The sequence below is a fragment of the Streptomyces sp. HUAS ZL42 genome (assembly GCF_040782645.1).
Classification (GTDB): Bacteria; Actinomycetota; Actinomycetes; order Streptomycetales; family Streptomycetaceae; genus Streptomyces.
In genome coordinates this window covers 4929948-4948890 of record NZ_CP160403.1, presented here as the reverse complement: position 1 = coordinate 4948890, position 18943 = coordinate 4929948, and the positions used below count along the sequence as shown (strand labels likewise).

General features: G+C 69.3%; 19 protein-coding genes, 1 pseudogene and 1 riboswitch. Of the genes and pseudogenes, 11 read left to right on the top strand and 9 right to left on the bottom strand.

Going from position 1 to position 18943, the window contains the following annotated elements:
• Positions 1–155 precede the first annotated feature (155 nt).
• Both ABZO29_RS22715 and ABZO29_RS22710 read left to right on the top strand, forming a co-directional pair.
• Positions 156–1232 carry a metallophosphoesterase gene (locus tag ABZO29_RS22715; RefSeq protein WP_367322027.1) on the top strand — a complete coding sequence of 359 codons (1077 nt, stop codon included), beginning with the start codon at positions 156–158 and terminating at the stop codon, positions 1230–1232.
• 191 nt (positions 1233–1423) lie between these two features.
• The gene (locus ABZO29_RS22710; protein ID WP_367322026.1) at positions 1424–2293 is read left to right on the top strand and encodes a hypothetical protein; all 870 of its coding nucleotides are present in this window, start codon (positions 1424–1426) and stop codon (positions 2291–2293) included.
• 61 nt (positions 2294–2354) lie between these two features.
• On the opposite strand, the gene ABZO29_RS22705 is transcribed toward ABZO29_RS22710, so the two are convergent.
• Both ABZO29_RS22705 and thiC read right to left on the bottom strand, forming a co-directional pair.
• Positions 2355–3788 (bottom strand): VWA domain-containing protein, encoded by a 1434-nt coding sequence (locus ABZO29_RS22705; RefSeq protein ID WP_367322025.1) that lies wholly within the window; start codon positions 3786–3788, stop codon positions 2355–2357.
• A gap of 115 nt (positions 3789–3903) precedes the next feature.
• The gene (thiC, locus tag ABZO29_RS22700) at positions 3904–5688 is read right to left on the bottom strand and encodes a phosphomethylpyrimidine synthase ThiC (RefSeq protein ID WP_367322024.1); all 1785 of its coding nucleotides are present in this window, start codon (positions 5686–5688) and stop codon (positions 3904–3906) included.
• A riboswitch (TPP riboswitch) is annotated at positions 5681–5858 on the bottom strand. Its footprint overlaps the gene before it by 8 nt.
• A gap of 71 nt (positions 5859–5929) precedes the next feature.
• Here thiC and ABZO29_RS22695 point away from each other — a divergent pair.
• Positions 5930–7525 carry a YibE/F family protein gene (locus ABZO29_RS22695; RefSeq protein ID WP_367322023.1) on the top strand — a complete coding sequence of 532 codons (1596 nt, stop codon included), beginning with the start codon at positions 5930–5932 and terminating at the stop codon, positions 7523–7525.
• 97 nt (positions 7526–7622) lie between these two features.
• On the opposite strand, the gene ABZO29_RS22690 is transcribed toward ABZO29_RS22695, so the two are convergent.
• From ABZO29_RS22690 to ABZO29_RS22675, 4 genes are all read right to left on the bottom strand, one after another.
• A complete protein-coding gene (locus tag ABZO29_RS22690; protein WP_367322022.1) occupies positions 7623–8060 on the bottom strand; it encodes an SsgA family sporulation/cell division regulator in 438 nt (145 codons plus the stop codon).
• 99 nt (positions 8061–8159) lie between these two features.
• On the bottom strand, positions 8160–9023 hold the full coding sequence (locus tag ABZO29_RS22685) for an IclR family transcriptional regulator (protein ID WP_367322021.1): 864 nt from the start codon (positions 9021–9023) through the stop codon (positions 8160–8162).
• Positions 9024–9227: 204 nt separating this feature from the next.
• Positions 9228–9440: a DUF5326 family protein gene (locus ABZO29_RS22680; protein WP_242768329.1), complete on the bottom strand. Its 213-nt coding sequence runs from the start codon at positions 9438–9440 to the stop codon at positions 9228–9230.
• A 211-nt stretch (positions 9441–9651) separates the two neighbouring features.
• Positions 9652–9969: a cupin domain-containing protein gene (locus ABZO29_RS22675; RefSeq protein ID WP_367322020.1), complete on the bottom strand. Its 318-nt coding sequence runs from the start codon at positions 9967–9969 to the stop codon at positions 9652–9654.
• Positions 9970–10029: 60 nt separating this feature from the next.
• On the opposite strand from ABZO29_RS22675, the gene ABZO29_RS22670 reads away from it, so the two are divergent.
• The 5 genes from ABZO29_RS22670 (at position 10030) to ABZO29_RS22650 (ending at position 13764) form a co-directional block, all read left to right on the top strand.
• On the top strand, positions 10030–10407 hold the full coding sequence (locus tag ABZO29_RS22670; RefSeq protein WP_367322019.1) for a phage holin family protein: 378 nt from the start codon (positions 10030–10032) through the stop codon (positions 10405–10407).
• Positions 10408–10414: 7 nt separating this feature from the next.
• Positions 10415–10906: a low molecular weight protein-tyrosine-phosphatase gene (locus ABZO29_RS22665; RefSeq protein WP_367322018.1), complete on the top strand. Its 492-nt coding sequence runs from the start codon at positions 10415–10417 to the stop codon at positions 10904–10906.
• Positions 10903–12057: a cystathionine gamma-lyase gene (locus ABZO29_RS22660; RefSeq protein WP_367322017.1), complete on the top strand. Its 1155-nt coding sequence runs from the start codon at positions 10903–10905 to the stop codon at positions 12055–12057. Before ABZO29_RS22665 ends, ABZO29_RS22660 begins: the two co-directional genes overlap by 4 nt.
• Before the next feature lie 229 nt (positions 12058–12286).
• Positions 12287–13192, top strand: coding sequence for a LysR family transcriptional regulator (locus ABZO29_RS22655; RefSeq protein ID WP_367322016.1), 906 nt, complete (start codon positions 12287–12289; stop codon positions 13190–13192).
• 89 nt (positions 13193–13281) lie between these two features.
• Positions 13282–13764, top strand: a complete 483-nt coding sequence (locus ABZO29_RS22650) for an NUDIX domain-containing protein (RefSeq protein ID WP_367322015.1) — start codon at positions 13282–13284, stop codon at positions 13762–13764.
• A 4-nt stretch (positions 13765–13768) separates the two neighbouring features.
• Here the strand turns inward: ABZO29_RS22650 and ABZO29_RS22645 are convergent, their stop codons facing one another.
• On the bottom strand, positions 13769–15259 hold the full coding sequence (locus tag ABZO29_RS22645; protein ID WP_367322014.1) for a globin domain-containing protein: 1491 nt from the start codon (positions 15257–15259) through the stop codon (positions 13769–13771).
• 412 nt (positions 15260–15671) lie between these two features.
• Entirely contained in the window at positions 15672–16304 is a 633-nt protein-coding gene (locus ABZO29_RS22640) for an HAD family hydrolase (RefSeq protein WP_367322013.1), read from the bottom strand.
• A gap of 153 nt (positions 16305–16457) precedes the next feature.
• Between ABZO29_RS22640 and ABZO29_RS22635 the strand changes: the two genes are divergently transcribed.
• Positions 16458–17324: a GNAT family N-acetyltransferase gene (locus ABZO29_RS22635; RefSeq protein ID WP_367322012.1), complete on the top strand. Its 867-nt coding sequence runs from the start codon at positions 16458–16460 to the stop codon at positions 17322–17324.
• Between the two features lie 39 nt (positions 17325–17363).
• Here ABZO29_RS22635 and ABZO29_RS22630 read toward each other — a convergent pair.
• Positions 17364–17793 (bottom strand): annotated as a pseudogene (locus tag ABZO29_RS22630) (MFS transporter); the annotation flags it as partial.
• Positions 17794–17940: 147 nt separating this feature from the next.
• On the opposite strand from ABZO29_RS22630, the gene ABZO29_RS22625 reads away from it, so the two are divergent.
• Positions 17941–18399, top strand: a complete 459-nt coding sequence (locus ABZO29_RS22625; protein WP_367322011.1) for a MarR family winged helix-turn-helix transcriptional regulator — start codon at positions 17941–17943, stop codon at positions 18397–18399.
• A 9-nt stretch (positions 18400–18408) separates the two neighbouring features.
• Positions 18409–18861 carry an N-acetyltransferase family protein gene (locus ABZO29_RS22620; RefSeq protein WP_367322010.1) on the top strand — a complete coding sequence of 151 codons (453 nt, stop codon included), beginning with the start codon at positions 18409–18411 and terminating at the stop codon, positions 18859–18861.
• Positions 18862–18943 lie beyond the last annotated feature (82 nt).

Here is an 18943-nt window from a genome sequence, read left to right as displayed (position 1 = left end):
AATGCCGCGGTGAAGTGGAGTCCCGCTCCGATTCACCACCCCTGGGTCATCACACGGCGCGATCCGCATTCCTATGATGGGCCCACGACACCGCGGGCCGCTGCGACCAGGCAGTCCGATGCGGTGCAGATGCGGCGCGATGGTGGAGGGGTCTGATGACTCAGGGGGCCGGTCAGGGACCCGAGGTGGAGCGGACGGCGACGTTGCGCGACTTCCGGGTACCGGCGTATGTCCACGAGACCGGTCCGTATGCCAACAGCACGCACCCGGGTGACGTCGCCCCGCCGCTGGAGGAGACCCACCCGGAGGGGTACACGCCCACCCGGCGCGACCTGCCCGTCATCAACCGCGGTGACACACTTCAGGTGACCGTCGACCCGGCGGCCGAACCGGACCCGCAGCCCTCGACCGGCTCCGGTCCGCTGTACGTCGTCGGCGACGTGCACGGCTACCTCGACGAACTGGTCGCCGCGCTGCAGGAGAAGGGCCTGATCGACGAGGCGGGCAACTGGTGCTCCGGCACCGCGCGGCTGTGGTTCCTCGGCGACTTCACCGACCGCGGGCCGGACGGCATCGGCGTCATCGACCTGGTGATGCGGTTGTCCGCCGAGGCAGCCGCGGCCGGCGGCTACTGCAAGGCCCTCATGGGCAACCACGAACTGCTGCTGCTCGGCGCCAAGCGGTTCGGCGACACCCCCGTCAACTCCGGCGCAGGCACCGCCACCTTCCAGGCGGCCTGGCTGCTGAACGGCGGCCAGAAGACCGACATGGACCGCCTCCAGGACCACCACCTGCAGTGGATGGCCCGCCTCGACGCCGTCGAGGAGGTCGACGGCCATCTGCTCGTCCACTCCGACACCACCGCGTACCTCGACTACGGCGACTCGATCGAGGCGGTCAACGACACCATCCGCGAGACGCTGACACGCAACGACGCGGACGAAGTGTGGGACCTGTTCCGCAAGTTGACCAAGCGCTTCTCCTTCCGCGACGAGGGCGGCGCCGACGCCGTGCGCTCCCTGCTCGACACGTACGGCGGCACCCGCATCGTTCACGGCCACAGCCCCATCCCGTACCTGCTGGGCGACGTCGGGTCCGAGGACGGCGAAGAGGAGTCCGGCCCGGTGGTCGAGGGGCCGCACGTGTACGCCGACGGTCTCGCCATCGCGATGGACGGCGGAGTGACCATGGCCGGAAAGCTACTGGTCCAGCAACTTCCGCTGGACATCTGAACGTTCACAGGGCAGGCGTCTCCCACGGAGAACCCCCTCACGACGGCGCAGGCCAGGTGCCAATTTCGGTGACCCCCTGTCAACCTGTGCCGTCGCCGCTCTACCATCGGCTTATCCGTAGCAGGCTCCCCTCCGTTTCTGCCCGACGGCTCGTTGGCATGCGAGCCCCAAGCCCTACGGAGCATCGGGGGATGCACATGAACAGCGTTCCGCAGCACCTGCACAGTGAGGACCGCCAGGAGTACGAGCGGATCCTCGATGAGGCGCTGCGCTCCGCACCACACCGCCCGGAACTGGCCGCTGTGGGACAGCGGCTCAACCCAGAACAGCTGCGCACCATGGCGCTCAACGCCACCGCACTCATCACGGCGGCCGCGGCGACCGAGTACCAGCACTATGTGAAGGTCCGCGAGGAACTGCGCCGGCCGGCGCCGTCCACCCCGTCGTCCGCCCGTGAATCCGGCTCCGGGGAGCCGGGCACCGGCGCGATGGGGCTCGCCACCACCATGGGAGAGGTCGCCGAGACCACCGGCGCGGGCGCCGCACCGCTCGTCGCGGTCCTGGCGCCCGTCCTCGCCGGAACCGCCGCGGCGATCTTCCTGCTCGTCGGCTACATCCTGAAAATGCTCGACCCGCAGCCGGCGTTCGCCCAGACCATGCTCACCACCGGATGGGTGTTCGGCGCCATAGCCGCGGCGGCGATCCTCGTCGCCACCGTCGGGCTGCTGCTCACGGCACTGCGCAACCGGCCCTCGCTCGACACCGGCCCGTACGGCGCCCTCGGCGAGGAGGTGGCCCGGGCCAGGGAGACCTGGCGCGAGGCCCTGCTGGAGCGCGGCATCCTGCCCTTCCTCCAGGAAGCCCTGGCCGACCCCGGCACGGCGGCCGCCCTGCACCACACGGCGCCACCGGCGCCCACCGGCCGCATGCCCTCCCTCGGCTACGACCGCCCGGGTTTCACGAGCCCGGACGACGGCCCCGCCCGGGGCCCACGTCCGAGCTTCACCAGCCCGGACTACACGAGCCCGGACTTCGGAGGGCCGGAACACCAGCCGGAGTGACCCTCGGCTTGCGCCCCCGACGAGGGTGCGCAAGCCGGACACGGCCGGTGGCTGCCGTACGTCAGAGGATGCCTGCCCGGCGGGCAGCAGCCATCCACATAGGGAACTCGGACAGCAGCCGGTCGTAGAGCTCCGGGTCGGGGACCGTGCTGATGTCGTCCACCGCGAAGAATCCGACGTTGTCGACACGGCGGCCGGTCAAGGTGTCGAACCGCTCCAGGACACCGTAGTTGGACCGTCCCAGCCCCACGAACTGCCAGAAGATCGGTTCCTCCACCGCCTCCCGCAGCTCCCGCTCGATCTCCTTGTTGCGATAGACGCCCCCGTCGGAGAAGAACAACACCAGTGTGGGCACGGCCGCCGGGTTCTCCCGGACGTATGTACGAACTTGGGCGATCACCTTCTGTTCCTCGTTCTGGATGCCGACGTCCCGCATGTCGACCTGGCCGGCCTGCAGTGCCTTCTTCGCCTTCTTGCGGCGGAAGAGGCTCAGCTCCCCGACCCGGACGTGCAGCCTCAGCCACTCGGGAAGTTCGCCGAGGCGTAGGTCGGGCAGCCGCGCCGGGTTCGAGGCGAACGTCCACGCCTGCATCTCACCGTCGTCGTCGAGCTGCGCGGCCACCGCGGCCATACGCTCCACGACATCGGCCACCACACCCTTGGAGTACAGGAAGGACATCGAACCGGAGGCGTCCAGAACCAGGACGACGCGTGCCGTCACCCCCGCCGCTCCGTGCTTGCTCAGGCTCACCGCCACCTGCTCCTTGCGCAGGGACAGCCGCTTGCGCATGTCCACGGGCAGCCGCTCCTCGCCCTTGGTCAGGCGAGGGCCTGGAGAGACAGGAGGCGCCGAGGGCGGGACGGGGGCGGCCGGCGGCACGACCGGTCGAGCCGCCGCCCGGACGGGCGCCGGAGGAGGTGGCTGAGCCGGCGTCGGCGGCTGCGCAGCCGTGTCCGCGGGCCCGTCGTCCACGGTGATGCCGAAGTCCGTCGCCAACCCCGCGAGGCCGGAGGCATACCCCTGCCCGACCGCGCGGAACTTCCACCTCCCTTGTCGCAGATACAGTTCACCGCCGATGAACGCGGTCTCGGTCTCGGCCGCCATGTCGAACCGGGCGAGCTCTGCCCGTGTCCCTGAGTCCAGCAGCCGCAGCGTCAGCCCGGGCACCTGACCGAACGGGCCGCCGTCGGCCGACGCGCACAGCACGACCCGTTCCACGGCCGGCTCCAGCGAGCCCAGGTCCACCTCGACCGTGTCGGTCGAGACACCGGCGGCGCTCTCCTTTCCCGCGTGCCTCACAGCACCGGAGGCATGGTGCGGCTGGTTGTAGAAGACGAAGTCACCGTCGTCACGGACCCGCCCGGCCTCGGTCAGCAGCAGCGCCGAGGCGTCGACATCAGGCACGCCGGGCCCCGCGGACCAGGTCAACTCGACGCGCACGGCCGCCGAGTCGACGGGTAGGTTGGCGCCCTTGCTCAGTGCTCTCCCAGTCATGGGCCCAGTCTGCCGACCGTACGGCGGCGCAGGGCAGACCCTCGCGAGGAGTCGGGCCCGCCGACCCGGCCGAGCGCGACGCCCCGGTGGCGAGCCGGGGCGTCTCGCCATGTGCTCAGTCGGCGATCGGCAGGTACACCCGGTTGCCCGCGGCCGCGAACTCCACGGACTTCTGGGCCATGCCCTCCTCGATCTCCTCCCGACTGCCGCCGTGTTCGCGGCGGATGTCCTGGGAGATCTTCATCGAGCAGAACTTCGGTCCGCACATTGAGCAGAAGTGAGCCGTCTTGGCGGGCTCGGCCGGCAGCGTCTCGTCGTGGAACTCGCGTGCCGTGTCCGGGTCGAGGGCCAGGTTGAACTGGTCCTCCCAGCGGAACTCGAAGCGGGCGTCGGACAGCGCGTCGTCCCATTCCTGCGCACCTGGGTGCCCCTTGGCGAGGTCGGCTGCATGGGCGGCGATCTTGTAGGTGATGACGCCCGTCTTGACGTCGTCACGGTTGGGCAGGCCCAGGTGTTCCTTGGGCGTGACGTAGCAGAGCATGGCCGTGCCCCACCAGGCGATCATCGCGGCACCGATGCCGGAGGTGATGTGGTCGTACGCCGGCGCGACGTCCGTCGTCAGCGGGCCGAGCGTATAGAACGGAGCTTCATCGCAGATCTCCTGCTGAAGGTCGATGTTCTCCTTGATCTTGTGCATCGGGACGTGTCCCGGGCCCTCGATCATGGTCTGCACGTTGAAACGCTTCGCGATGCGGTTGAGTTCCCCGAGAGTCCGGAGCTCCGCGAACTGCGCCTCGTCGTTGGCGTCGGCGATCGAACCCGGCCGCAGGCCGTCGCCCAGCGAGTACGTGACGTCGTAGGCGGCGAGGATCTCGCACAGTTCCTCGAAGTTCTCGTACAGGAAGCTCTCCTTGTGGTGCGCCAGGCACCACGCGGCCATGATCGAGCCGCCGCGGGAGACGATGCCGGTCTTGCGGTTGGCGGTGAGCGGCACGTACGGCAGGCGGACGCCCGCGTGGACGGTCATGTAGTCCACGCCCTGCTCGGCCTGCTCGATGACGGTGTCCTTGTAGATCTCCCAGGTCAGTTCCTCGGCCTTGCCGTCCACCTTCTCCAGTGCTTGGTAGAGCGGCACCGTACCGATGGGGACGGGGGAGTTGCGCAGCACCCACTCGCGGGTCGTGTGGATGTTGCGGCCGGTGGACAGGTCCATGACCGTGTCGGCGCCCCAGCGGGTCGCCCACGTCATCTTCTCGACCTCCTCCTCGATGGAGGACGTCACCGCCGAGTTGCCGATGTTGGCGTTGACCTTCACCAGGAAACGCTTGCCGATGATCATCGGCTCGATCTCCGGGTGGTTGACGTTGGCCGGCAGTACCGCGCGGCCCGCCGCGATCTCTTCTCGGACCACTTCCGGAGAAACGTTCTCCCGGACGGCCACGTACTCCATCTCGGGCGTGATCTCACCCCGGCGCGCGTACGCGAGCTGCGTGACCGCCTTGCCGTCGCGGCTTCGGCGCGGCTGGCGTGGCCGCCCGGGGAAGACCGCGTCGAGGTTGCGCAGGCCACCGCGCGGCGACGTGTGCTTGATGCCGTCGTCCTCGGGGCGGACGGGACGGCCCGCGTACTCCTCGGTGTCGCCGCGGGCGATGATCCAGTTCTCACGCAGTGGCGACAGGCCCCTGCGGACATCGGTGTCGACGAGTGGGTCGGTGTACGGGCCTGAGGTGTCGTACAGCGTGACCGACTGCCCGTTGGTGAGGTGCACCTGCCGGACCGGCACCCGTAGATCGGGGCGTGAGCCCTCGACGTACGCCTTGTGCCAGCCGATGGACTTCCCGGCCTCCCCGTTGCTGGAGCTCTGTACGGAGGCAGGCGTGCGTGCGTCCTTGTTGGTCATGAGACCTACTCCCTACGCCGGCATTACCCGGTAACAGGTTCGGCGGTCGACGCAGCGATCACCGTCTGCCGACGTTTCGTGTGGAGCATCACGTGTTCCACGTGAAACATCGCAAAGACGGAGGTCAGCGCCCTCTCAGCCCGGTGCTCCGAGCTCCCGCGTGTGCAAAGGTGCCCCCACGCTAGCGTTATTTGTGGCGCGGTGAACAGTGGGCCCCCGTCGTTCTTGCGATGATCGGGCGGTGACCACGACACAGCGGTACCCGTTCCCGCCTCCCGAGCCGCCTCGCAGGCCGACGGCGGGCGCGGCTGCGGGACAGGGCAACGGTGACGACGGCGCTCAGGGCGACGGCCGTGCGTTCGATGACGGGCACGGCCACATTCCCGCACCCAGCGGGCACGGTATTCCCGCACCTGGCGGGCACGGTCATGGCCCCGAAGGGCACGATCACGGTCCCCGCAGCCACGGACACGGCTCCGGGGGCGGACAGGGACACGGCGGGCCCGGGCCCAGCGGCGGCGGCCACTCGCACAGCCACAGTCACGGCCCCGCCGCGCCCGTCTCCAAGCACCTGCGCAAGGTCATCGCCGCGATCCTGATCCCGTTCGCCGCCGCGGTGGTGGTCGGTCTGGCGGTGCTGTGGCCGGGTGGTGCCCCGTCGCACGAGCGCACCGGGGTCGGCTTCGACCGGCAGACCCAGCAGGCCACGGTCACCAAGGTGGTCGAGGTGAGCTGCAAGTCCGTCAACGCCTCGGGGGACACCCCGACCGGCGACACGTCCACGGCCGAGGGTTCCTCGGCCCAGCAGGAGGCGAACGGCACCTGCAAGAAGGCGACGATCCGAGTCGACACCGGCAAGGACAAGGGCCGTACGTTCACCGAGATCGTCCAGCCGGACCAGTCACGGCAGTTGCACGAGGGCGAGAAGGTAGTGGTCGCCTACGAGCCCTCGGCGCCGAAGGAGCTGCAGTACTCGGTCACCGACGTGAACCGGCGTCTGCCGATGGCGCTGCTCGCCGGGATCTTCGCACTCGCCGTCGTGGTCGTCGGGCGATTGCGCGGTGTCATGGCGCTGGTCGCGCTGGCGATCAGCTTCCTGGTGCTCAACTTCTTCATCCTTCCGGCGATCCTGCAGGGCTCGAATCCGCTGGTCGTGGCGGTGGTGGGGGCGAGCGCCATCATGCTGATCGCCCTGTATCTGTGCCACGGCCTCTCGGCGCGTACGTCCGTCGCGGTACTCGGCACCCTGATCTCACTGCTGCTGATCGGCATCCTCGGCTCGGTGTTCATCGACTGGGCCGCGCTCACCGGCAACACCGACGACAACACCGGCCTGATCCATGGCCTGTATCCGTCGATCGACATGAGCGGTCTGCTGCTCGCGGGAGTCATCATCGGCTCGCTCGGTGTCCTCGACGACGTGACGGTGACGCAGACGTCCGCGGTCTGGGAGCTGCACGAGGCCAATCCGTCGATGGGCTGGCGCGGGCTGTACCGCGCCGGCATCCGCATCGGCCGCGACCACATCGCGTCCGTCGTCAACACGCTCGTCCTCGCCTACGCGGGCGCCGCGCTGCCGCTGCTGCTGCTTTTCTCGATCGCGCAGAGCAGCGTCGGCGGGGTCGCCAACAGCGAGCTCGTGGCGGAGGAGATCGTGCGCACGCTGGTGGGCTCGATCGGCCTGGTCGCCTCCGTGCCGGTCACCACGGCCCTGGCGGCCCTGGTGGTCGCGGCCGACCGGCCGGGGCAGGAGACGGCAGGCATGACGGCGGCGGCGACCGCGGGCACCGGTCCGGTCCCGGCGCGCGGTGGGAAGGGCCGGCGGCGCAAGCGGTGAGGGGGCGGGTGTTCCGCACCGGCCCCCAAGAAGAAGCGTTCCTGCGCAGCGCCATCCGCCGACGACGAACACCTCCGCCTCCTGGCCGTCTTGCGCCTCAGCCGGCGCTCTGCTCCTCCGCCAGGATCCGGTCCAGCGCCTCGTCGAGATGGGCGTCGAAGTCGGCGAGCGAGGCCTCCTGGCCCAGAGGTACCAGCTTGTCGGTGCGGTCCAGGAAAGCCACGAGCGATGCGGCCGAAGAGCGGAACAGCGCCTGATCACCGCCGACCTGAAGCCGGATCAGAACCGCGCCCAGCGAGTCGGGTTCGACGGGTGAGACCCGCACGTCCCCCTCACCGCACGGCCGGCCCACCCCGTCGATGAGCAGCTCGCGCCCGAAGGCCCAGGTCACCGGGGCATCGCCGGGAAGATGAAAGGTCAGCCGTACGGCATAGGGATCGGCGGTCTCGTAGCTCAGCTCCACCGGGATGCGGAACGAGAGCTCCTCGGACACGAGAAAGCTCATCATGACCTCCGCCTGTACGGACTCGCGCATCGCCTACCCCGTCATTGCCGTCGACTGGCCGGGAATCAAACCCCTGATACTTGGTGGCATCTTGCTGAACGTACACGACAGATCACAAGGAGTGAGTTTTCAGATACTGATAGAGATCGCGAGTGACCCCAGGAGCTGCCCCATCTCGCTCTGCAAGCGCCGGGCCGCGGGAAGCAGCCGCTCGGCCTGTTGCCAGGGCAGTGAGATGGCCACGGTCGCGGCCGTGGTGCCCACCGTGACCGGAATCGCCGCGCACACCGTGCCCAGCGCGTACTCCTGCCGTTCGACCACCGGTTCCGTCCGCCGCAACCGGTCCAGGCGCCACGTCAGGGAGTGACTGTCGCGCACCGTGTACGGGGTGATCGACTGCACGGGGTAGCGGGCGAGGTGATCGCGGCGGGCCTCCTCGTCCAGCTGGGACAGCAGGCACTGCCCGATGGCGTGCGCGTGCCCCGTCTCGCGGAAGTCGGCCCACTCCTCGACCGCCGGATTGTCCGGGGTGTCGGAGACGCCCATGACCTCGATCTCGCCGTCCCGGTACATCGCGTAGTACACGGGCACACCGATGGAATCGCGCCACTGTGCGAGCACGTCGGCGATCGTGCTGCGACGATTCTGCGCCGCTCCGCTGCCGCTCAGCCGCTCAGCCGCCTCGCCGAGGAAGAACAGCCCCTTGTCACGGCGTAGATAGCCCTCGTGCGCCAGGGTGCGCAGCAGGTGGTAGGCCGTGGGGAGTGCGAGGCCGGTCTCGCGGGCGAGTTGTTTGGCGGGGGCTCCGTGCTCGTGCCCGGCCACGGCCTCCAGGAGGCGCATCGCACGCTGGACCGATCCGATGAGGGTCGTCGCGGAGTGCGTCTGTTCGACGGGTGCCGAGGAGGCCTGCCGTTGTACCGGAGGTGCGCAGGAGCGCGGTCGCCCGGGGAGCGTCTGTGGTTCTGCGGGTGCGGTGTCTACCGTTGCCAAGGGTCACTCCCGAAGCGCGAGGGGGCAGCCCGTGCAGGGGGAACACGGGTGGGGTGGGGGTGTACGCCGCTCGTGGGGTCGTTCCCCGCGTCGAATTCCGGACTCTAACCGCCCGCCACCGCTCGCAGACGGGCTGTCCGGAAAACTTCCCTCGCCCGAGGGAACCGGTGATTCCCGTTCCCGGTCACCGGTTGCCCGTGTCTCTCACCAGTCGCTGCGCGACGAGGAGCTCGAGGTGAACTTCCGTACGACGTAGATCAGTCCGCCGACCAGGGCCACGAAGACCAGCACCTTGAAGAGCAGGCCGATCACGAAGCCGACGACGCTGGCTATCAGTCCACCGAACACGACGAGGGCGATGACCGGCACCGCGATCCACTTCACCCACCACGGCAGTCCCGCGAAAATCTCTCCCATCGCCCTGTCCTCACCTCTCCGCCCGTACTGGTGCCGGGTCTTGTCGACGACCTGTGCTCCTGGTGCCGGGGCCTGTCGGTCCCGTACTGCAGGTGCCAGATCCTTCTGGTGTGTCCCGCTCTCGATGCTAGGGCCGGGAGGGGGGTCGACGGGGGCCTCGCATCCCTTGTCCTCCCCTGACCGAACCCCTAGGGAACCCCGAGGCCCAGGGTCACGCCTCCGGCGGAGAGAACACGACCAGGACCCGCAGGTCCTCGCTGATGTGGTGGAACTTGTGGGCGACCCCGGCCGGCACGTACACTACGCTCCCACGCGCCACCTGGGTGGTCTCCAGGCCCACGGTGATCGAGGCGCGGCCGCTCACGACGAAGTACACCTCGTCCTGGTTGTGCGGCGTCTGCGGGTCGTGCTCCCCGGCGTTGAGCGCGTAGAGCCCGACCGACATGTTCCGCTCCCGCAGAAACTGAAGGTAGGCGCCTTCGTTGGCGGTGCGTTCCGCCTCCAGTTCGTCCAGCCGGAATGCCTTCATCGCCCTTGTCCGCCCTCGTACCACTGCTCGTATCCGATCTCGTCTGCCACGATCAGACACATGAAGAATTTCGTAGTCAAGACGATCGCCAACGCGGGTGCCCTGGCGGTCGCCGTATGGCTGCTCGACAAGATCACTCTGACCGGTGACAGCACGGGCAAGAAGGTCGGCACCCTGATACTCGTCGCGCTGCTCTTCGGCCTGGTGAACTTCCTGGTCAAGCCCATCGTGAAGGTGCTGACCTTCCCGCTGTTCATCCTGACGCTCGGCCTGATCACCCTGGTGGTCAACGCGCTGATGCTGCTGCTGACCTCGTGGCTGGCCGACAAGTTCGACCTGAGCTTCCACGTCGAGGGCTTCTGGACCGCGGTGCTCGGCGGCCTGATCATTTCCGTCGTCTCCTGGGCGCTGAACGTCGTCCTGCCCGACGGGGACTGAGTCTGCGATGACCTACCGCGTCTGCTTCGTCTGCACCGGCAACATCTGCCGCTCCCCGATGGCCGAGTCCGTCTTCCGTGCGCGTGCGGAAGAGGCCGGGCTCGACGGCCTGGTCGAGGTCGACAGCGCCGGCACGGGTGGCTGGCACGAGGGCGACGGCGCCGACCCGCGCACTGCGTCCGTTCTCGAGGAGAACGGCTATGGCAGCGCGCACACGGCCCGGCAGTTCCAGCCGTCCTGGTTCTCGCGCCTCGACCTGGTGATCGCCCTGGACACCGGACATCTCAAGGCGCTGCGCCGCCTCGCGCCCACCGAGGAGGACGCCGCGAAGGTGCGGCTGCTGCGCTCGTACGACCCGTCCGCCGGTGACGACCTCGACGTTCCGGACCCGTACTACGGGGGTCTGGACGGCTTCGAGGAGTGCCTGGAGATGGTGGAGGCGGCGAGCACCGGGCTGGTCGCCGCCGTACGTGAGCAAGTGGAAGGGCGGGCGGCATGAGCGGCCCGGCCGACGGAGGCTTCCCCGCCGGTGGCGGTGAGGGCACGCGCGCGGTTCGCGCGGGACTCCCCGAGCCGGTCAGGTACGAACCGACCCTGCCCGGTCCGGTGTTCGCCGCCCACTTCCATCTGCCGGGCGAGGCCACAGGGCCGTACACCTACGGCCGCGACGAGAATCCGACCTGGGCCCATCTGGAGCGGGCCATCGGCGAGCTCGAGGCGCCCGGGAACGACGGCGTGGAGACGCTCACGTTCGCGTCCGGGATGGCCGCCGTCTCGTCGGTCCTCTTCTCGCAGCTGCGTGCCGGGGACGCCGTCGTGCTCCCCAGCGACGGCTACCAGGCGCTGCCCCTGGTGCGCGGCCAACTCGAGGCGTACGGCATCGAGGTGCGCACCGCGCCCACCCCGGGCGACGCCCAGCTCGACGTGCTCGACGGCGCGAAGCTGCTGTGGATCGAGTCGCCGTCGAACCCCGGGCTCGACGTGTGCGACATCAGGCGCCTCGCCGAGGCGGCCCACGCATGCGGGGCCCTGGCCGCCGTCGACAACACCCTCGCGACACCGCTCGGACAGCGCCCGCTGGCGCTCGGCGCCGACTTCTCCGTGGCCAGCGGCACCAAGCAGCTCACGGGACACGGCGACGTCCTCCTGGGGTACGTCGTCGGCCGCGACGCCGAGGCCATGGCCTCCGTACGGCGCTGGCGCAAGATCGTCGGGGCGATCCCGGGGCCGATGGAGGCCTGGCTCGCTCATCGGTCCATCGCCACGCTCCAGTTGCGTGTCGACCGGCAGAACGCGACCGCCCTCGCGCTCGCCGAGGCGCTGCGGAATCGGTCCGAGGTGACCGGACTGCGGTACCCGGGGCTTCCCGACGACCCTTCGCACGAGGTCGCCGCGCGGCAGATGCGGCGCTATGGATGCGTGGTCTCCTTCACGCTGCCCACGCGCGCGCGTGCCGAGCGTTTTCTCGGCGCGCTGCGGCTCGTGGACGACGCCACGAGCTTCGGCGGGGTACGGTCCACCGCCGAGCGGCGCGGCCGCTGGGGCGGAGACGCGGTGCCGGAGGGGTTCATTCGCCTGTCGGTCGGTGCCGAGGACCCGGATGACCTGGTGGCCGATGTGCTGCGTGCGCTGGAGGAGTCGGCACGATGACCGGTTTACGGACCGCCGGTCGGTGTCCTGCTACGTACAACGGACGGTCCGAGCCTCCCCCCTCGTGGCTCGGACCGTCCTCGGTTCTGCGCGCTAAGAACCGCGCGACCAAGGCTAGTTGACTCTGTGTCAGTGTCCAATCACAGTAGCGACAGAGACCTATCGACTTATTTATAGTTGGGCCCTGCCCGGGGGCCGGGAGAAGGGCAGGGAAAGGGGTGGGCGAGCCATGGATCTGGCCTTGCTGCGCACCTTCGTGACCGTGCACCGAGCCGGCTCCTTCACCCGCGCCGCCGCCCTCCTGGGGCTCTCCCAGCCGGCCGTCACCTCGCAGATCCGCACGCTGGAACGCCAGCTGGGCCGACCCCTGTTCCTGCGACAGGCCCGCGGCGTCACACCGACGACCATCGGCGACGAACTCGCCCACAAGGCCGCGCCGCATCTCGACGCCCTGGTGGAGATCGCCGAGACGGGACTCGACGACGACTCCTCCTTACGCACGCTCCATCTGGCCGGGCCGCCCGAGTTCACCGCCGAGCGGGCGCTGCCCGCCCTCACGGAGCTGACGGGCGACGACGGACAGGGCCTCGCCCTGCGCGCCTCCTTCGGGAACGCCGAGGAGACCCTGGAGGGCCTGGCCGCCGGACACCACGATCTGGCCATCAGCACGGCCCGGCCGCGCGGCGCCCTGCTCACGGCCACCGCGCTGTGCGACGAGGAGCACGTCCTGGTCGCCGCCCCGCACCGGGCCGACCGGATCCGCACCGGGAAACCGCGCCGGAAGGGTGCCCCCTCGCTGGAGAACCTCCCCGTCATCGAGGTCCATGAGTCGCTGCCCTTCGTCTCGCGCTACTGGGCCTCCGTCTTCGACTCCCGCCCGGCCGCCTCGGGCACCGTCATCGTCCCGGACCTGCGCGCCGTACTCGCCTGCGCGGCGTCAGGCGCCGGTCTCGCGGTGCTGCCTCGTTATCTGTGCGCGGCCGCTCTGGAGCGCGGTGACGTCGTCGCGCTGCACGAGCCCGCGGTACCGCCGTTGCGGACGTACTTCCTGGTGGTGCGTACCGGCACGCTGGCGATGCCGCACATCGCACGGGCCCACGAGTGGCTGCTGCGTGCTGCCGCCGACTGGTGGTGAGCCCTGTTCTCCGGCGGGGTCACGCGGTGAGGTCACCCCGTGACGTTTCGCGATGTTTCACGTGGAACCAGCCGGGCCACATTTCTCCCATGACCGTCCGACCCGTGGTCAAGCGCACCGCCCGAGCCGTCCTTCTGGACGGCGATGACCTGATTCTGATCAAGCGCACCAAGCCCGGCGTGGATCCCTACTGGGTCACTCCCGGCGGTGGGGTCGAGCCGGGGGACACAACCGTCGTCGACGCGCTGCATCGCGAGGTGTACGAGGAACTCGGCGCCAAGATCACCGACGTGGTCCCCTGCTTCGTCGACACCGTCGAGCACATCGGTGAGGACGGCGGCGCGACCGGCGTGAAGGTGCAGCACTTCTTCGTCTGCCGTCTGGAGTCCATGGACCCGGCCCGGCGGCACGGTCCCGAGGTGGACGAGCCCATCGGCGAATACGAGATCGTCAGGGTGCCGTTCACCCGGGTCGGGATCGCCTCCGTCCACCTCGTGCCGCTGTCGCTGCGCCACTATCTGGACGGCAACATCGAGGGTGTACGGGCCATGCACGCCCCGGACCTGGGGTGATCCGTCAGTTCCCGGTGACGACGAGTTCCTCCACCGAGTCGTGGCGAATGCGCTGCGGCGGTATGCCGCTGTCCCGCAGCGCGTCCACCCCGCTGCGGATCATGCCGGGCGGGCCTGAGACATAGGCGTCGTACTCGGTCCAGGGTCCGTGGGTCCGAATGGCGTCGGGCAACTGGAGCAGCCCGTGCCGGTCCACCACGGGGCGCACCGCCAGCCATGGGTGGGACTGCTGGAGCCGGAGCATCGTGTCGATGTCGTACAGGTCGTGGTCGGTGCGTGCGCCGTAGAACACCTCGACCGGGCGCCGCTCGCCGTGCTCGGCGACGTCCTCGACCAGCGCCTTGATGGGCGCTATGCCGGTGCCGCCGCCCAGACAGAGCAGTCCGCTGTCGGTGGTGTGGTCCACGGTCATCGAGCCGGCCGGTGGGCCGAGCCGGATGATGTCGCCCGGGCGGGCGCGGTGGACCAGGGCGTTGGAGACCCAGCCGGCGGGGACGGCCTTCACATGGAACGTGAGCAGTCCGTCGGTGCGGGGTGCCGAGGCGAACGAGTAGTGCCTCCAGACCCGCGGCCACCAGGGCGTCTCCACGCTCGTGTACTGCCCGGCGAGGAAGGGATAGGGCTGGTCGGGGCGGACGGTGACGACAGCGACGTCCGAGGTTCTCAGGTCGTGCGAGACGACTTCCGCGTACCACCAGGCCGGGGCGCGTATCTCGTCTGCGGCCGCCGCGTCGATCATGACTTGCGAGATCGTCGTGTACACCCGGACCCAGGCCGCCTCCGTCTCCGAGTCCCAGACCGACTCGGCGTATTTGCTCAGGGCGCCGATCAGGCACTCGCCCACCGCCGGATAGTGCCCGGCGCGCGTGCCGTACTTGCGGTGGCCACGGCCGAGGTTCTGCAGGTAGTCGACGAGGACGGGGGTGTTGTCGATGTGCTCGGCCGCGGTGAGCAGGGCCTTGAGCAGCCGGTCCCGCTGTGTGTCCATCGCGGCGGGGAAGAGCGAGCGCAGATCGGGGTGGCGTACGAAGAGCAGCGCGTAGAAGTACGACGTGACCTTGTCCGCCACGGGGGCGATCTCGGCCATGGTCCGGCGGATCAGGACGGCGTCGGGGGACGCGTCCTGGAACGGGGTGGGCCGCTGGGTGGGCACGCCCGGCTCGGACGGCGGAGCGTCGGTGGACGGCGTCCCGCTCGACGTGGCGGGCTGGGGAGCCTCGGGCTCAGGGGTGACGGACTCGGAGGTGACGGGCTGGGGGGTATCGGTCGCGGCCGGTGATATGCCGGTGCTCGGGTCCGGGGCGTCGTGCGCCGACTGGTTCCCTTCGGCACTCGGCGCGGCCCTGCCCACCGGGCGCAGCGCCGCCAGGCGGCGGCCGTCGGCGGCGTCCTGTTCGCTGCCGGGAGCCGACTCCGGCTGCTTGTGTGGCGTGAACCAGCCGGCCCCGCCGCCGGAAGTGCCGTTGTCGGCCGACGTGGTGGTCGGAGCGTCCATGGTCTGCCTCGCCTCGAACATCTTTCGGTCGGACTGCGCACTTCCTCGATCGGAAGGTGCCTGCTTTCCCCCGCGGACGGCTTGCTTTTCCCCGTCGGTGCCGTGGCCAATGCGGCCACATTCAACCTGCATTCCCGCTCAGTACGGACAAGTAAGGCGAGAGTGTGACATTGACCGCAGTGCTCTCACCGCAGCATCCCACCGCATGCGGACGTCCCCACCGCATAACCGGAAATGCGGGTCTTCGATCTCTCCGTCCCGTTAGGCTGCCTTGCCTTGCGCTCGGCCCGGGCAGGATGTGTGCACCTCACTGCGACGAACCGGAGTCGACCATACCGGCCACCGCTCCGTGCACAAGTCCCCCCTTCCGCCGTCACGAATCGGCCGCGGGGCGAACCGTCAATTCCTCCAATTACCGGGCGCGGCGCACCAATTCATAGGCATCCCACAGATCTTCCCCCGCGTAGGTGTGGGTCGCGAGCCCGGCCAGATGACGATCCGCGTTGACGGCGACGGAGACCGGGACAACGCCGAAAAGGTCCTTGTCCGACAACGAGTCGCCATAGGCGACGCAGTCGGCCCGCGTCACCCCGAACTCCTCACAGAGCCGATCGGCGATCCGCACCTTGGCAGCCGCGCTCAGCACCCCTGCCGGATCCACGGGCTCGGTGAACGGTATGGCGGGAAATCGGGACCCGTGTGCCGCATGTGCGCCCCAGTCCAGGAGCCGCTGCACAAAGAAGGAAGGGGAGAGCGACACGACGGCGCAGTAGTCGCCCTGCTGTCTGATCTCGGCCCACACCTCACGGATGCGGGTCAGCCAAGGGGCCCCCTCAAAAGCCGCCGCCACATGCTCCGGGGTGAGATCGGACCAGAGCGCGTACACCTGTTCCGCATACTCGGGCGGCCCGATCAACCCGGCGGAGATCGCCTGGTCCAGCGCCACCGTCTCTTCCTCCAAACCGAGCTGCCGGGAGATCTCCACCGGTGAGGTGGTTCCGTACAGCAGCGTGCCGTCGAGATCGAAGAGATGAAGTCGCGTCATGGACCCCGACGCTAGCGGGCCGCCCGTGTTTCACGTGAAACGTCCCTCCCCTGAATCCACAGGTTGTGCGGCAGGCCACGACATGGCCAAAAGCACGTGCGTCTCCTCGAAACAGGTGGACGTGGAGGCGGGCTGTCGGACAGCCTGACCTGCGTGCCGATTCCTTCCCTCGCCGCTCTCCCCATCCGCCGTCTGACGTTTCGCGATCTCACCGCGTGCGCCGACCTCTCCGAGGACCGGGGGTGGCCGCGTGAGGAGCACAAGTGGGGATTCCTCCTCACGGCCGGGAAGGGCTACGGCATCGACGACCCCGCCGGCGGCCTCGTCAGCGTCTGCGTCGTCACCGAGTACGGTCCGCACGACCGACCCGACCTCGGGGCCGTCGGCATGGTGCTGGTCGCGGAGCGGCACGCCCGTCAGGGCGTCGGACGCCGGTTGATGCAGCACGTCGTCTCGGCGATGGGCCCCACACCTCTGACGCTGCACGCCACGCCGTACGGCCGCCCGCTCTACGAGGAACTCGGCTTCAAGGTGACGGGACAGGCGGAGATGCTGCGCGGCCGCTTCACGTCCCGCGGTCCGGAATCCGGGATCGCCACCCGCGCGGCCACCGCCGAGGACCTCACCGCGATCCTCCGGCTCGACGAGGAGGTGTTCGGCAGCGATCGCACGCACATCGTCACCAGGCTGCCGGCCTTCGCCGACCAACTGCGCGTCGCCGAGGAGAACGGCCGGATCATCGGGTACGCGGGGGCGTGGCCCAACATGGACACCCAAGTCGTGGGTCCTCTGATCGCCCGTGACACGGAGACGGCGAAGGCGCTCATCGCCTCTCTCGCCGCCGGTACCGACCGACCGCTGCGCACCGACATCGACGTACGGCACGAGGAGCTGTTGGCGTGGGCGAAGGAGCACGGCATGGCGTCCGTCGCTTTCAACGCGGTCATGACGTACGGGATCGCGGAACTGCCCGGGGACTGGACCCGACGGTTCGCTCCACTGACGGTGGCGGCGGGCTGACCCGGCGCGGAGAATCCGCGCGCGGAGACGGCCCCGCACTCAAGTCGGCTCAGTGTGGTGGGCGGTGGCCCGCTGTGCGGCAGGGGCGGCACCCACGACGACGGCGCTGGAGGAGGTCTCGCGGCGCTCCAGCGCGGCTGAGAGGAACGCCAGGACGAGAGCCGCCGCGGCGAGTGCGGCGCCGCCCGAGTTCGGGGTGGTGTGGCCGAGGCCGGCCGCGATGACGAGACCGCCGAGCCGGGCGGAGAGTGGGTTGCTTGAAGGCGCCGATGTCGACGGCGGAGGCCAGTGTCGGGGCGCTGTGCGCCTGGGCGAGGACGCGCTTCTGGTGCGGCGGGACGGTGGCGAAGCCCAGTGCGCCGATCAGCGCGACGTTACGGCCGCGAGGAACCTTGCGGTGCCCGGTGAGCGTGAAGTGCGCGATGACCAGTGCCAGGGCGCCCAGGGAGATGTGCAGCATGGGCATCAGAGGCGGTCGGCGAACGTGCAGTCACGAGGTTGCCGGTGCGCTTTACCTGCGTTAGCAATAGTTGTTTACGCGGGTTAACTGCAACAGCCGTCTATTGCATCCAGGCTCTATCCTGGTTTCGGCAGCTCCGGGACGGAGGAAACGCCCATGACAGCGACGGATCCCTCGCTCACCGCCCTCGCCCAGGGCTGGTGCGCCCTCTCCTTGCTTCATGGGCGGATCGAAGCGCACATCGAGCGCGCCCTGCAGGCGAAGCACGAGCTGAGCGTGCGCGAGTACTCCCTGCTCGACGTGCTCAGCCGTCAGCACGACGGTGACGGGGGCCATCTGCAGATGAAGCAGGTCTCCGACGCGGTCGTCCTCAGCCAGAGCGCCACGACCCGCTTGGTGACCCGGCTCGAGGACCGCGGGCTGCTCGAGCGCTACCTGTGTCCCACCGACCGCCGTGGCATCTACACCAACGTCACCCCCGCCGGCCTCGAGTTGCTCGAAGAGGCCCGGCCCACCAACGACGCCGCTCTGCGGGAGGCGCTCGACGAGGCGGCCAGCAACCCCGAACTGGCCCCGCTCGTCCGGATCGTGAAGGGTTTGAAGGTGCCCGCATAGGGTGCAGGCATGGGAGATCTTGAGATACGCCCCGCCGTTTCCGACGACGTCCCCGCCATCGTCGCCATGCTCGCGGACGATCCGTTGGGCGCGCAGCGCGAGTCACCCCAGGACCTCACCCCGTACCTCACCGCACTTGAACGGCTCAGCTCCGACCCGAACCAGCATCTGGTCGTGGCCGTTCGCGAGGGTCGCGTCGCCGGAACACTCCAGCTCACGATCATTCCCGGGCTCTCCCGGCGCGGCTCCACCCGGTCGGTCGTCGAGGGCGTCCGCGTTCACGCCGACGAACGAGGAAGTGGCCTGGGCACACGGCTCATCGAGTGGGCGATCGAAGAATCCCGGCGCCAGGGCTGCCAGTTGGTGCAGCTGACCTCCGACAGCACCCGCACCGACGCGCACCGATTCTACGAGCGGCTCGGTTTCGTGGCGTCACACGTGGGCTTCAAGCTCCAGCTCTGAGGGTGTTGCGGGAAGTCCCGCAGACGAGAAGCGTCCTGTTTCACGTGAAACAGGACGTGAAACAGGACGCCTTCCGGGCATC